Origin of the sequence: Streptomyces sp. NBC_01335, assembly GCF_035953295.1 — a bacterium.
GTDB lineage: Bacteria > Actinomycetota > Actinomycetes > Streptomycetales > Streptomycetaceae > Streptomyces.
On sequence record NZ_CP108370.1, the window covers coordinates 6041266 to 6055003 of the forward strand.

Consider the following 13738-nt stretch of genomic DNA (forward strand, 5'->3'; position numbering starts at 1 on the left):
CCGCCCCCGCCGCACCCGTCCTCCGGGCGAAGCCGCCGTCTCCCTTGCTACACCCGCACCTACACCGGCCCCGCGATCGCAGCGACCGGGTCGGTCATCGGGATGCCCGAGCCGTCGCGGCGCGGGTCGGGTTCCGGCAGCCGGGCCGGGGTGCCGTTCTGTTGTGCGGCCCGCGCGGGCGTGGGACCGGCCCAGGCGAAGACCAGCACGTCCTCACCCTTGAGGAACCGCTGGCACCGCACCCCACCGGTGGCCCGGCCCTTGCGCGGGTACTGGTCGAACGGCGTCAGCTTCGACGTGAGCACCGAGTCGTCCAGCGTGCCGTGTGAGCCGGCCACCGTGAACACCGCCGCGTCCGCGGCCGGTTCGACCGCGGAGAAGGACAGCACCTCGGCGCCGTCCGAGAGCTTGATCCCGGCCATGCCGCCGGCCGGACGCCCCTGCGGGCGCACCTGAGCCGCCGGGTAGCGCAGCAGCTGCGCGTCGGACGAGATGAAGACCAGGTCCTCCTCGCCCGTACGCAGTTCCACGGCTCCGACGATCCGGTCGCCCTCCTTCAGGGAGATGACCTCCAGCTCGTCCTTGTTGGCCGGGTAGTCCGGCACGACGCGCTTCACCACACCCTGCAGGGTGCCGATCGCCAGCCCCTGCGACGTCTCGTCGAGCGTGGTCAGGCAGATCAGTTCCTCGCCCTCCTCCAACGCGAGGAACTCCGGAACCGGGGCCCCGCCCGAGAGGTTGGGCGCCGCGTGGGTGTCCGGGAGCTGGGGCAGATCGATCACCGCGACGCGCAGCAGCCGTCCGGTGGAGGTCACCGCCCCCACCTCGCCGCGCGCCGTCGCCGGTACGGCCGACACGATCACGTCGTGCTTCGCGCGCTTGGCGTCCTCGTCCTCGGCGACCGGGTCGGCGTTGGCGGTCCGGGCGAGCAGACCGGTCGAGGAGAGCAGCACCCGGCACGGGTCGTCCGCGACCTGCAGCGGTACGGCGGAGACCTGCGAACCCGCCGACTCCAGCAGCACCGTGCGCCGGTCGGTGCCGAACTTCTTGGCCACCGCGGCCAGTTCGGAGGAGACGAGCTTGCGCAGCTCGGTGTCGGACTCCAGGATCGTGGTCAGCGCCTCGATCTCGGAGTTGAGCCGGTCGCGCTCGCTCTCCAGCTCGATCCGGTCGAACCGGGTCAGCCGGCGCAGCGGGGTGTCCAGGATGTACTGCGTCTGGATCTCGCTCAGCGAGAAGCGCTCCATGAGCCGCTCCTTCGCGGCCGAGGAGTTGTCGCTGTCCCGGATGATCCGGATGACCTCGTCGATGTCGACGAGGGCGACGAGCAGCCCGTCCACCAGGTGCAGCCGGTCGCGCCGCTTGGTACGGCGGAACTCGCTGCGCCGGCGCACGACCTCGAAGCGGTGGTCGAGGTAGACCTCCAGGAGCTCCTTGAGTCCCAGGGTGAGCGGCTGCCCGTCGACGAGCGCGACGTTGTTGATGCCGAAGGACTCCTCCATCGGCGTCAGCTTGTAGAGCTGCTCCAGCACGGCCTCCGGCACGAAGCCGTTCTTGATCTCGATGACCAGGCGCAGCCCGTGCGAGCGGTCCGTGAGGTCCTTGACGTCGGCGATGCCCTGGAGCTTCTTCGACGAGACCAGGTCCTTGATCTTCGAGATGACCTTCTCCGGACCGACCGTGAAGGGCAGTTCGGTGACGACGAGGCCCTTGCGGCGCGGGGTGACGTTCTCCACGGCGACCGTCGCCCGGATCTTGAACGTGCCGCGCCCGGCGGCGTAGGCGTCCTTGATGCCGCTCAGGCCCACGATCCGCCCACCGGTCGGCAGGTCGGGACCGGGGACGAACCGCATCAGTGCTTCGAGGTCGGCGTTCGGGTACCGGATGAGGTGGCGCGCGGCGGCGACGACCTCACCGAGGTTGTGCGGAGGCATGTTGGTCGCCATGCCGACCGCGATCCCGGACGCGCCGTTGACCAGCAGGTTCGGGTAGGCGGCCGGGAGGACGACGGGCTCCTGCTCCTGGCCGTCGTAGTTCGACTGGAAATCGACGGTGTCCTCGTCGATCGACTCCGTCATCAGGGACGTGGCGTCGGCCATCCGGCACTCGGTGTACCGCATGGCGGCCGGCGGGTCGTCGTTGCCGAGGGATCCGAAGTTGCCGTGTCCGTCCACCAGCGGGAGCCGCATGGAGAACGGCTGCGCCATGCGCACCAGGGCGTCGTAGATCGACGCGTCACCGTGCGGGTGGAGCTTGCCCATGACTTCGCCGACCACGCGGGCGCACTTGACGTATCCGCGGTCGGGGCGCAGCCCCATCTCGTTCATCTGGGACACGATGCGGCGGTGCACGGGCTTCATGCCGTCGCGCGCGTCGGGCAGGGCCCGGGAGTAGATCACCGAGTACGCGTACTCGAGGAAGGAGCCCTGCATTTCGTCGACGACGTCGATGTCGAGGATCTTCTCCTCGAAGTCGTCCGGCGGCGGGGTTTTCGTGCTGCGGCGGGCCATCGCGGCTGCGACTCCTTCACAGATTCTGTCGGGCAACCTGAGGTTCTGACGCGGACCATTGTGGACCGCCCCGCCGACAGCGCCGACCTCGACCCGTCCCAAGCGCCCCGCCCGAACCCGCCGGGGCGCCCGTTCCCACGGGTCCCCGGGCCGTCACGGCAGCCGTGACGGAGCCCGTGACGGCGGGCCGCGGGAGGCAGTACCGGAGCCCGGAACAGGCGCTTCGGACCGACCCCCCGCCCGCGGTGCCGGCACCACGCGTCAACATCAGTCGTCAAGAACAAACCAACGAGCACAACATCGAAGGAACGGGAACTTCGCCAGGTACCCGTGCGCTTGCTTACAGTGGCAGGTCTGGCAGAAAGTCCAGTACCGCGATCGAAGGGACGTACATGCCCATGGGTCACACGGCCACCGCACAGGCCGGCTCCAGCGGCCTGACAGCGACCGAGCACCGTCTGGCCAATGGCCTGCGCGTGGTGCTCTCCGAGGACCATCTGACCCCGGTCGCCGCGGTCTGCCTCTGGTACGACGTCGGCTCCCGCCACGAGGTGGAGGGGCGGACCGGCCTCGCGCACCTCTTCGAGCACCTGATGTTCCAGGGATCGAAGCAGGTCAAGGGGAACGGCCACTTCGAGCTCGTCCAGGGCGCCGGCGGTTCGCTCAACGGCACGACGAGCTTCGAGCGCACCAACTACTTCGAGACCATGCCGACCCACCAGCTGGAGCTCGCGCTCTGGCTGGAGGCCGACCGGATGGGCTCCCTCCTCGCCGCGCTCGACGAGGAGTCGATGGAGAACCAGCGGGACGTCGTCAAGAACGAGCGCCGCCAGCGGTACGACAACGTCCCGTACGGCACCGCGTTCGAGCGGCTCACCGCCCTCGCCTATCCGGAGGGCCACCCGTACCACCACACGCCGATCGGCTCGATGGCCGACCTGGACGCGGCGACGCTGGAGGACGCGCGGACCTTCTTCCGTACGTACTACGCGCCCAACAACGCGGTGCTCTCGGTCGTCGGCGACATCGACCCCGAGGAGACCCTCGCCTGGATCGAGAAGTACTTCGGCTCCATCCCGTCCCACGACGGCAAGAAGCCCCCGCGCGACGGCTCCCTGCCCGGCACCATCGGCGGGCAGTTGCGCGAAGTGGTGCACGAGGAGGTCCCGGCCCGCGCGCTGATGGCCGCCTACCGGCTGCCGCACGACGGCACCCGCGAGGCGGACGCCGCCGACCTGGCCCTGACCGTCCTCGGCGGCGGCGAGTCGTCCCGGCTGCACAACCGGCTGGTGCGCCGCGACCGTACGGCGGTGGCCGCCGGGTTCGGGCTGCTGCGGCTGGCCGGCGCGCCGTCGCTGGGCTGGCTGGACGTCAAGACGTCCGGCGGCGTGGAGGTCGAGAGCATCGAGACCGCGGTCGACGAGGAGCTGGCGCGGTTCGCCGCCGAGGGCCCCACACCGGAGGAGATGGAGCGCGCGCAGGCCCAGTTGGAGCGCGAGTGGCTGGACCGTCTCGGCACGGTCGCCGGACGCGCCGACGAACTCTGCCGCTTCGCCGTGCTGTTCGGCGACCCGCAGCTCGCGCTGACGGCCGTGGGGCGCGTCCTCGACATCACCGCCGACGAGGTGCGGAAGGTCGCCGCGGCCACGCTGCGTCCCGACAACCGTGCCGTGCTGGTCTACGAGCCGGTCGAACCGGCCGACGAGACCGGTGCCGAGGACGGCGCGGACACCGACGCCCACGAGGAGGCCGCCAAGTGAGCGACGCCGCCGTGACTGGAGTAGCCATGGAGTTCCACCCGCAGCCCACCCCGGGCACCGCCCGTCCCTGGGCCTTCCCGGCCCCCGAGCGCGGCACCCTGCCCAACGGGCTGACCGTGCTCCGCAGCCACCGGCCCGGCCAGCAGGTCGTCGCGGTCGAGATCCACCTCGAAGCGCCGCTCGACGCCGAACCCGAGGGCCTGGACGGCGTCGCCACCATCATGGCGCGCGCCCTCTCCGAGGGGACGGACAAGCACAGCGCGGAGGAGTTCGCCGCCGAGCTGGAGCGCTGCGGCGCCACGCTCGACGCGCACGCCGACCACCCGGGCGTCCGGGTCTCGCTGGAGGTGCCCGCCTCCCGGCTGGCCAAGGCGCTCGGACTGGTCGCCGAGGCGCTGCGGGCCCCCGCCTTCGCCGACAGCGAGATCGAGCGCCTGGTGGGCAACCGCCTCGACGAGATCCCGCACGAGCAGGCCAACCCCGCCCGCCGTGCCGCCAAGCAGCTCTCCAAGGAGCTGTTCCCGGCCACCGCCCGGATGTCGCGCCCGCGTCTGGGCACCGAGGACACCGTGCGGCGGATCGACTCCGCCGCCGTGCGCGCCTTCTACGACGCCCACGTCCGCCCCGCCACCGCGGTCGCGGTCGTCGTCGGCGACCTCACCGGCATCGACCTGGACGCCCTGCTCGCCGACACCCTCGGTGACTGGTCGGGCGACGCCGGCAGCCCCCGCCCGGTGGCGCCGATCACCGCGGACGACACCGGCCGCGTGGTCATCGTGAACCGTCCGGGAGCCGTGCAGACACAGCTGCTCATCGGCCGTATCGGAGCGGACCGGCACGACAGCGTCTGGCCCGCCCAGGTCCTCGGGACGTACTGCCTCGGCGGCACGCTCACCTCCCGGCTCGACCGGGTGCTGCGCGAGGAGAAGGGCTACACCTACGGCGTACGCGCCTTCGCCCAGGTGCTCCGCTCCACGGCCGGCGGTCCGGACTCCGGCCCCGCCGGTGCCGCGATGCTGGCCATCAGCGGTTCGGTGGACACCGAGTCCACGGGCCCCGCGCTCGACGACCTCTGGAAGGTCCTGCGGACCCTCGCGGCGGACGGGCTGACCGACGCCGAGCGCGAGACCGCCGTGCAGAACCTCGTGGGGGTGGCCCCGCTCAAGTTCGAGACGGCGGCCTCCGTCGCGGCGACCCTCGCCGACCAGGTCGAGCAGCAGCTGCCCGACGACTTCCAGGCCCATCTGTACGCGCGGCTCGCCGAGACCGGCACGGTCGAGGCGACCGCCGCGGTGGTCAACGCCTTCCCGGTGGACCGACTGGTGACGATCCTGGTGGGCGACGCGGCGCAGATCGCCGATCCGGTCCGCGCGCTGGGCATCGGCGAGGTGACGGTCGTCAACGGCTGACCGGCCGTCAATCGCACGACCGGGTAAGTCCCCGGCCGCGACCCCGGTGGGAGAGATCCCGCCGGGGTTGCGGCGTTTGTCCCCTTTGGCGGGAAGAGTGGCTGTCTGCCCTGTGGGATACGCTACAAAACTCCCTGTCCGTTTGGTGATCGAAAGCGCCGCGGCCTAGCGTCGATCCGGCTGTCCGTCGACTGTGTACCGCACTCGCGGTGCCGGACAGTCATCGCCGAGTCCCCGTCGGGCGCGAGCCTGGGGAGCCGGGGACCCGTGAAGTCCCTGGGGTGAATCGGGCACCCGCGCCTCGTGAGAGGCGCGAACGCCCGTAGGAGACCTTCCTGCTCCGAACCCGTCAGCTAACCCGGTAGGCGAGAAGGAAGGAAAGGACCCGCTCCTCCATGGCGTTCACCCGTGCCACCGGGACGCATCGTGCCCCGGGCCGTCTGACGCGCACCACCGCAAGGTTCGCCGGCGTCGCGGCTCTCGCCGCCACCGGCGTCGTCGGCTCGATGGCCTCCCCGGCCCTCGCCGCCGACTCCGCCGTCCCGTCACCCGGCAGGACCGGCCTCATCGAGGCGGTGTCGCTCGGGGACTCCATCGCGGACCGGATAGCCGACCAGGCGGCGGCCCAGCAGCGCGGGGCGGAGGCCAGGGCGAAGGCCGAAGCGAAGGCGAAGGCGGAAGCCGCCGTACGGGCCAGGGAGGCCCGCGAGGAGAAGGCGCGCGCTGCCCGCGCCGCCGAGCGCGCCCGCCTGAACTCCTTCCACCTGCCCATCGCGGGCTCCTACGTCAGCACCGGCTACCAGTCGAGCGGCTCGCTCTGGTCCTCCGGCAGCCACTCGGGCGTCGACTTCCACGCCGCCACCGGCACCCCCGTCCTCGCCGTGGGTGCGGGGACGGTCGTCGAGGCCGGCTGGGGCGGCGCGTACGGCAACAACATCGTGCTGAGGATGACGGACGGCACGTACACCCAGTACGGCCACCTCTCCTCCCTCGGCGTCTTCGTCGGCCAGCGCGTCTCCTCCGGGGAGCGGATCGGCCTCTCCGGCGCCACCGGCAACGCGACCGGCCCGCACCTGCACTTCGAGGCGCGCACCGGCCCGGAGTACGGCACCGACATGGACCCCGTGGCGTATCTGCGGGCCCGCGGCCTCACCGTCTGACCCCCCGGCCGCCGCACCTTCCGGCCCCGGCGTACCGCCGTCCGACCCCGCGGTGCCGCCGCCCGGCGGCGGCCCGGCACCCCCTGAACGTCCCGAAGCCCCGGCCCGTGCCGGGGCTTCGGCATATCGCCCGAAACCCCTCCGGCCGCCCGCTCCGCAGGCAAAAGATATGTGCGAATTCCGGTACGCCATCGGAAATTCACTCAGATTGCAATAGAGTCACGGTGCAGGCTTCGATCGGCCGCGTTTCGCGGGGATTAAGGCGGAGGTTCGGACATGCGCATTCCCGCGCACTCGGTATGCACGGCAATCCGTGACGACATCGTCTCGGGCGTCTACGAACGCGGTAGCCGCCTCACCGAGGAGCTTCTGGCGCGGCGTTACGGCGTCTCCCGCGTGCCCGTGCGCGAAGCGCTGCGGACCCTGGAGTCGGAGGGGTTCGTGGTCACCCGCAGGCACGCCGGCGCCTGCGTCGCCGAGCCGACGGAGCAGGAGGCGGCCGACCTCCTGGAGGTGAAGCTCCTGCTGGAGCCGCTGGGTGCGGCCCGGGCCGCGCAGCGCCGCACCGAGGCGCACCTCAAGGTCCTGCGCGGACTGGTCAAGCTGGGGCAGGAGCGGGCCCGCCGGGGCGAGGGGGAGGACCTGCGCTCCCTCGGCGGCTGGTTCCACGAGACGCTCGCCCAGGCCTCCGGCAGTCCCGGTCTCATCGCGTTGCTGACCCAGCTCCGGCACAAGATCGCCTGGATGTACGCCGTCGAACAGCCGGTCCGCCCCGTCGAGTCGTGGGCCGAACACGGGGCCCTGGTGGACGCGGTGGCCCGCGGCGACGCGGAGCGTGCCAGGGGACTGGCCGTGCAGCACGCGGAGCGTTCGCTGGCCGCGCACCGGCCGCGCCGCCCGGCCCGAGCGGTGAAACAGTCCAGGGTGAGCACTTTGCAACATCCCGTAAACACCTCGGGTGCCCGTCATTAACAATCGCACCGTATACAAAGAGCAGAGCGAATTCCGGCCGCTTTCGCCTGCTGTCGGAATTCCCGTCCTCGCGGCCGTCCGGGAAATGACTGAGCCGCCCCGTCCGTGAGGAACGGTGCGGCCCGGTCGAGCAGGAATTCCGTCGCGGAGTCGGCGGAAGGGGGATCAGACCGTCTCGGGAAGCTCGTCGAGCCCCTCGGCGACCAGCTTGGACAGCCGGTCCAGTGCGGCGTCCGCGCCCTCCGCCTCGGAGGCGAGCACGATCTCCTCGCCGCCTTCCGCGCCCAGTCCGAGAACCGCGAGCATCGACGCGGCGTTGACCGGGCTGCCGTCGGCCTTGGCGATCGTCACCGGGACCCCGGAGGCCGTGGCGGCGCGGACGAAGATGGAAGCGGGGCGGGCGTGCAGGCCTTCGGCCCATCCGACGTTGACGCGGCGCTCAACCATGGTTCTGCCCTTCGTGAATCTGCGATGTCCTGACCGGTAATTGATTTGTCTAGACCATTGTGTCATGGGGGCATGGACCTGCGTACCCTCCCGGCGGCGGAGCCGCCCGGTGGGCTTCCCAGCCTGCCCCGGCGCCGAATCCGCCGCGACCCGTGCCCGGCCGCGAGGATGCCCGTACGGCCCGGGACGCTCACCCCGGACGGCGGTCCGGCGGCCGGTCGAACGGTGGCCGCCCGTCCGGTCGAACCATGTCCGTACGGCGGTCGGACGGTGACCGGACGGTCCGTCGGACGGTGACCGGCCGGGTATCCCCACCCCGGTCGGACGGGCAGCCCCGGGCGCAGTCGGACGGACAGCGGCAGGGGCAGCCGTACCGGCCGCCGCATGGACACCGCACCCGCGCCGGTACGGACGGGACGGACGGCAGGGGCGGGCGGCCCCGTCCGTACGCCCCGAGCGCGCGGGGCGCCCACACCTCTTCCGCCACACCGCCCAGGTCGCCTGCCGTACGCCCCGTCCGCGCGGGGCGACCCGCGCGGACCCTTCCCGGAGCGGGGGACCGCCGTAGGCTTTGCCCATGCAGCCCACGCCGGAGCAGAGTCCGCATCACGCGTACCCCGACCACTGGGAGGCAGACGTGGTGCTGCGGGACGGCGGCACCGCCCGGATCGGGCCCATCACCCCGGACGACGCCGGACGGCTGGTCAGCTTCTTCGAGCAGGTCTCCGACGAGTCGAAGTACTACCGCTTCTTCGCCCCCTACCCCCGGCTCTCCGACCGGGACGTCCACCGCTTCACCCACCACGACTACGTCGACCGGGTGGGGCTGGCCGCCACGGTGGGAGGGGAGTTCATCGCCACCGTCCGCTACGACCGGATCGACGACCGGGGTCGGCCCGCCTCCGCGCCCGCCGACGAGGCCGAGGTCGCCTTCCTCGTCCAGGACGCCCACCAGGGCCGCGGTGTCGCCTCCGTGCTGCTCGAACACATCGCCGCGGTCGCCCGGGAGCGGGGCATCCGCCGGTTCGCCGCCGAGGTGCTGCCCGCCAACACCAAGATGATCAAGGTCTTCCGGGACGCCGGCTACACCCAGCAGCGGAGCTTCGAGGACGGCTCGGTCCACCTCACGCTCGACATCGAACCCACCGCCGAGTCGCTCGCCGTGCAGCGCGCCCGCGAACAGCGCGCCGAAGCCCGCTCCGTCCAGCGGCTGCTGACCCCCGCCTCGGTGGCCGTGGTCGGCACCGGCCGCGCCCCGGGCGGAGTGGGGCGGACCGTGCTCCGCAACCTCCAGCACTCCGGCTTCACCGGGCGCCTGTACGCCGTCAACCACGCCTTCGCCCCCGACCAGGGCAGCGTCGACGGGGTCCCCGCGCACCGCTCGGTGGGCTCCATCGGCGAACCGGTCGACCTCGCGGTCATCGCCGTCCCCGCCGAACGGGTCCCCGAAGCCGTCGCGGACTGCGGGGAGCACGGGGTGCGAGGCCTGGTCGTCCTCTCCGCCGACTACGCCGAGCGGGGAGCCGAGGGCCGCGAGCGCCAGCGCGCGCTGCTGCGCCAGGCGCGCTCCTACGGCATGCGGATCATCGGACCGAACGCCTTCGGCATCATCAACACCTCGGGCGCCGTCCGGATGAACGCCTCGCTCGCCCCCGAATCGCCCGCGCCCGGCCGCATCGGCCTCTTCACCCAGTCCGGCGCCATCGGCATCGCGCTCCTCTCCGGACTCCACCGGCGCGGCGCCGCGCTCTCCACCTTCATCTCGGCCGGGAACCGTGCCGACATCTCCGGCAACGACTTCCTCCAGTACTGGTTCGACGACCCCGACACCGATGTCGCCCTGCTCTACCTGGAGTCGCTCGGCAACCCGCGCAAGTTCACCCGGCTCGCCCGCCGCACCGCCGCGGTCAAACCGGTCGTGGTGGTCAAGGGCGCCCGGCACAGCGGCGCCACCCCGCCCGGCCACGCCGTGCCCGTCAGCCGCATCCCCGACACCACGGTCTCCGCCCTGATGCGGCAGGCGGGCGTGATCCTGGTGGACACGGTGACCGAGATGATCGACGCGACGCTCCTCCTCGCCGACCAGCCGTTGCCCGCGGGCCCCCGCGTGGCGATCCTCGGCAACTCGGAGTCGCTCGGGCTGCTCACGTACGACGCCTGCCTCACGGAGGGACTGCGGCCCCGGCCGCCCAGGGACCTGACCACGGCGGCCGGACCCGCGGACTTCCGTGCGGCCCTGGCCGAGGCGCTCGCCGACCCGGCGTGCGACGCGGTGATCGTGACCGCGATCCCCCTGGTCGGGGGCGAGGGGGAGCTGCAGAGCGGCGACGGCGAGGTGCTGGCGGCAGCCCTGCACGAGGCCGTGGCGGCCAGGACCGCCGGACCGGCCAAGCCGGTGGCCGTCGTGCACCTGGAGATCGGCGGTCTCGCCGAGGCCCTGGCGGCCACGGCGGGCACGCGCCCGCCCGCGGTGGCGCCCGACGACGGCGGGACCACAGGCCGCCCGGTACCCGAAGCGGCACCGGACGCGGCACCGGACGCGGACCTGGCGGGCCCGCCGTCAGCCACGCCGTCCCGTACGGCACCGACGCGCCCGCCCGCCCCCGACGACGCGCCCGCCCCCGTGCCGCCGTCCCCCGCCGCCGGATCGCCCGCGGAACCCGGGGCCCACACGCCCGCCCCCACTGGCCGCATCCCCGCCTACCCGGCCGCCGAACGGGCCGTCCGCGCGCTGAGCGAGTCGGTCAAGTACGCCCAGTGGCGCCGCCAGGCCGCCGCGCCGGGCAGGGTGCCCGAGTTCCTCGACGACACCATCGACGAGCCCGGTACCGCCGCGTTCATCGACGCGCTGCTCGGCCCGGACCCCGATCCGCGCGGGCGGCCGCTCGGCCACGACGAGGCCCGTGAGCTGCTGGGCCGCTACGGCATCGCCGTACGGGCGACGCTCCCCGCCCCCGACGCGGACGCCGCCGTGGCCGCCGCCGCCCTGCTCGGCTGGCCGGTCGCGCTCAAGACCACCGCACCCCATCTGCGCCACCGCGCCGACCTGGGAGGCGTCCGCCTGGACCTCGCCGGGGAGGACGCGCTGCGCCGGGCGTACGGCGAACTCACCGAACTCCTCGGCAAACCCGCCGAACTCCAGCCCGTCGTGCAGTCCATGGCGCCCCGGGGCGTCGACACCGTGGTGCGGGCCGCGATCGACGCCGCCGCCGGAGCCGTGCTCTCCTTCGGCCTCGCGGGCACCCCCTCCGAACTCCTCGGGGACATCGCCCACCGGCTGGTTCCGGCCACCGACCGGGACGCCGCCGAACTGATCCGCTCCATCCGCGCCGCACCCGTGCTCTTCGGCTGGCGCGGCTCCTCGCCCGTCGACACCCGGGCGCTCGAAGAGCTGCTGCTGAGGGTCTCCCGCCTGGTCGACGACCATCCCGAGGTGGTCTCGGTCACCCTGGAACCGGTCGTGGTGGCCACGCACGGGCTGACCGTCCTCGGCGCGAGCGTGCGGCTCGCCCCGCCTCCGGCGCGGACCGACCTCGGCCCCCGCCGGCTCCCGAACTACTGACCGGCCACCCCTCCCCGTAGCGTCCCCGGCGGTCACCGGGGCCCGTAAGATGGGGGTCATGGCAAAGACCGGTACGACGACCCAGGGGCTGCGCGCGGCGATCGAGCGCAGCGGCTACTACCCGGCCCTCGTGGCCGAGGCGGTGGAGGCCGCCGTCGGCGGGGAGCCGGTCGCCTCGTACCTCGTGCACCAGGAGACGACCTTCGACTCCAACGAGGTCCGGCGCCATGCCACGGTCCTGGTCCTGACGGACACCCGCTTCATCGTCAGCCACACCGACGAGCAGACCTCCGAGACGGAGTCCCCGACGCCGTACGCGACGACCTCCACGGAGTCCGTGCACCTCGGCCGGATCTCGTCCGTCGTGGTGAGCCGCGTCGTGGCGGACCCCGAGAAGTACGTGCCCGGTTCGCTGCCCCGTGAGGTCGTCCTGACCATCGGCTGGGGCGCGGTCTCCCGGATCGACCTGGAGCCGGCCGCCTGCGGCGACCCCGACTGCGACGCCGACCACGGCTACACCGGCAGTTCCACCGCCGACGACCTCAGCCTGCGGGTCAGCGAGGCCGGCGACGGCCCGGACACCGTGCGGCAGACGCTCGCCTTCGCCCAGGCACTCAGTGAAGCCACGGCGGCGACCGCGGCGACGGCGGCCAACCCGGCGACCAACCGCTGATGGCCCAGCCCGCCTGGCAGGACCCCGTACTCCTCCCGCTCGACACGGCTCCCGTGCCCGAGTACGGCACCGGGTCCCTCGCGGATCTGCTGCCGACCCTCGTCGCCGGGCAGGAGGTGCCCGGTTTCACCGCGTCGATCCCGGAGCTCACCCCGGCCGACCGCAACTGCGTCTTCCTGATCGACGGCCTCGGCTGGGAGCAGATCACGGCGCATCCGGACGAGGCCCCGTTCCTGCACTCGCTGCTGCCCACCTCGCGCGGCGGCACCGGGCGTCCCATCACCGCGGGCTTCCCCGCCACGACGGCGACCTCCCTCGCCTCGGTCGGTACGGGCCTGCCGCCCGGGAAGCACGGACTGCCCGGGTACACCGTGCGCGATCCGGCCACCGGCGGGCTGATGAACCAGCTCCGCTGGAAGCCCTGGACCTCGCCGAAGGTCTGGCAGCCGTACCCCACCGTCTTCAGCCTCGCCGACGCGGCCGGGGTGCGTACGGCCCAGGTCTCGGCGCCCGACTTCGAGCAGACCCCGCTGACGAAGGTCGCGCTCAGCGGCGGCTCGTTCCTGGGCCGTCTCGCCGGGGAAGAGCGCATGGACGTCGCGGCACAGCGGCTCGCCGCCGGGGACCGCTCGCTGGTCTACACGTACTACAGCGAGGTCGACGGCGCGGGTCACCGCTTCGGCACCGACTCGGACGCCTGGCGCGGGCAGCTGATGTACGTGGACGGACTCGCCCGGCGCCTCGCCGAGCAGCTGCCGCCCCGCTCGGCGCTCTACATCACCGCCGACCACGGCATGATCGACATCCCGTTCGACGAGCAGTCCCGCATCGACTTCGACGAGGACTGGGAGCTGCGCGCGGGCGTCGCCCTGCTGGGCGGGGAGGGCCGCGCGCGCCACGTCTACGCCGTGCCCGGAGCCCAGGCCGACGTCCTGACGGTCTGGCAGGAAGTGCTCGGCGAGCAGTTCTGGGTGGCGAGCCGGGACGAGGCGATCGCCGCCGGCTGGTTCGGTCCCGAGGTCGACGAGCGCGTGTACGGCCGCATCGGTGACGTGGTCGCCGCCGCCCACGACGACGTGGTGATCACCGCCTCGTCCAACGAGCCGCACGAGTCCATGATGGTCGGGATGCACGGTTCGCTGACCCCGGTCGAGCAGCTCGTCCCCCTCCTCGAAGTCCGTACCTGACGCTGCCGCCCCACCGGCGCGTCCCTCCGTCCCCCCATTTCGAAAGGCGTTCGACCCC

General features: G+C 72.8%; 9 protein-coding genes and 1 riboswitch. Of the genes, 7 read left to right on the forward strand and 2 right to left on the reverse strand.

The genetic code is table 11. The features are described 5' to 3' along the window. Positions 1-59 precede the first annotated feature (59 nt). Complete coding sequence (locus OG599_RS26060) at positions 60-2510, reverse strand: DNA gyrase/topoisomerase IV subunit A (protein WP_327178384.1); 2451 nt, start codon at positions 2508-2510, stop codon at positions 60-62. A 392-nt stretch (positions 2511-2902) separates the two neighbouring features. Between OG599_RS26060 and OG599_RS26065 the strand changes: the two genes are divergently transcribed. The 4 genes from OG599_RS26065 to OG599_RS26080 all read left to right on the forward strand — a co-directional run bounded on the left by OG599_RS26065 (position 2903) and on the right by OG599_RS26080 (position 7811). Beyond that, positions 2903-4270 carry a M16 family metallopeptidase gene (locus OG599_RS26065; RefSeq protein WP_327178385.1) on the forward strand — a complete coding sequence of 456 codons (1368 nt, stop codon included), beginning with the start codon at positions 2903-2905 and terminating at the stop codon, positions 4268-4270. 26 nt (positions 4271-4296) lie between these two features. Continuing rightward, positions 4297-5679 (forward strand): M16 family metallopeptidase, encoded by a 1383-nt coding sequence (locus OG599_RS26070; RefSeq protein WP_327180197.1) that lies wholly within the window; start codon positions 4297-4299, stop codon positions 5677-5679. A gap of 214 nt (positions 5680-5893) precedes the next feature. After that, positions 5894-6061, forward strand: a riboswitch (cyclic di-AMP (ydaO/yuaA leader). A 13-nt stretch (positions 6062-6074) separates the two neighbouring features. Beyond that, the gene (locus tag OG599_RS26075; RefSeq protein ID WP_327178386.1) at positions 6075-6839 is read left to right on the forward strand and encodes a M23 family metallopeptidase; all 765 of its coding nucleotides are present in this window, start codon (positions 6075-6077) and stop codon (positions 6837-6839) included. Between the two features lie 276 nt (positions 6840-7115). After that, positions 7116-7811, forward strand: coding sequence for a GntR family transcriptional regulator (locus tag OG599_RS26080; RefSeq protein WP_327178387.1), 696 nt, complete (start codon positions 7116-7118; stop codon positions 7809-7811). Positions 7812-7976: 165 nt separating this feature from the next. Here OG599_RS26080 and OG599_RS26085 read toward each other — a convergent pair whose 3' ends face one another. Next, a complete protein-coding gene (locus tag OG599_RS26085; protein ID WP_327178388.1) occupies positions 7977-8258 on the reverse strand; it encodes an HPr family phosphocarrier protein in 282 nt (93 codons plus the stop codon). 577 nt (positions 8259-8835) lie between these two features. Here OG599_RS26085 and OG599_RS26090 point away from each other — a divergent pair. The 3 genes from OG599_RS26090 to OG599_RS26100 are packed head-to-tail and all read left to right on the forward strand — an operon-like array spanning position 8836 to position 13680. Then, on the forward strand, positions 8836-11820 hold the full coding sequence (locus OG599_RS26090; RefSeq protein ID WP_327178389.1) for a bifunctional acetate--CoA ligase family protein/GNAT family N-acetyltransferase: 2985 nt from the start codon (positions 8836-8838) through the stop codon (positions 11818-11820). A gap of 58 nt (positions 11821-11878) precedes the next feature. Then, on the forward strand, positions 11879-12493 hold the full coding sequence (locus OG599_RS26095) for a DUF5998 family protein (protein ID WP_327178390.1): 615 nt from the start codon (positions 11879-11881) through the stop codon (positions 12491-12493). Then, positions 12493-13680 (forward strand): alkaline phosphatase family protein, encoded by a 1188-nt coding sequence (locus tag OG599_RS26100; protein WP_327178391.1) that lies wholly within the window; start codon positions 12493-12495, stop codon positions 13678-13680. Before OG599_RS26095 ends, OG599_RS26100 begins: the two co-directional genes overlap by 1 nt. Positions 13681-13738: the final 58 nt, after the last annotated feature.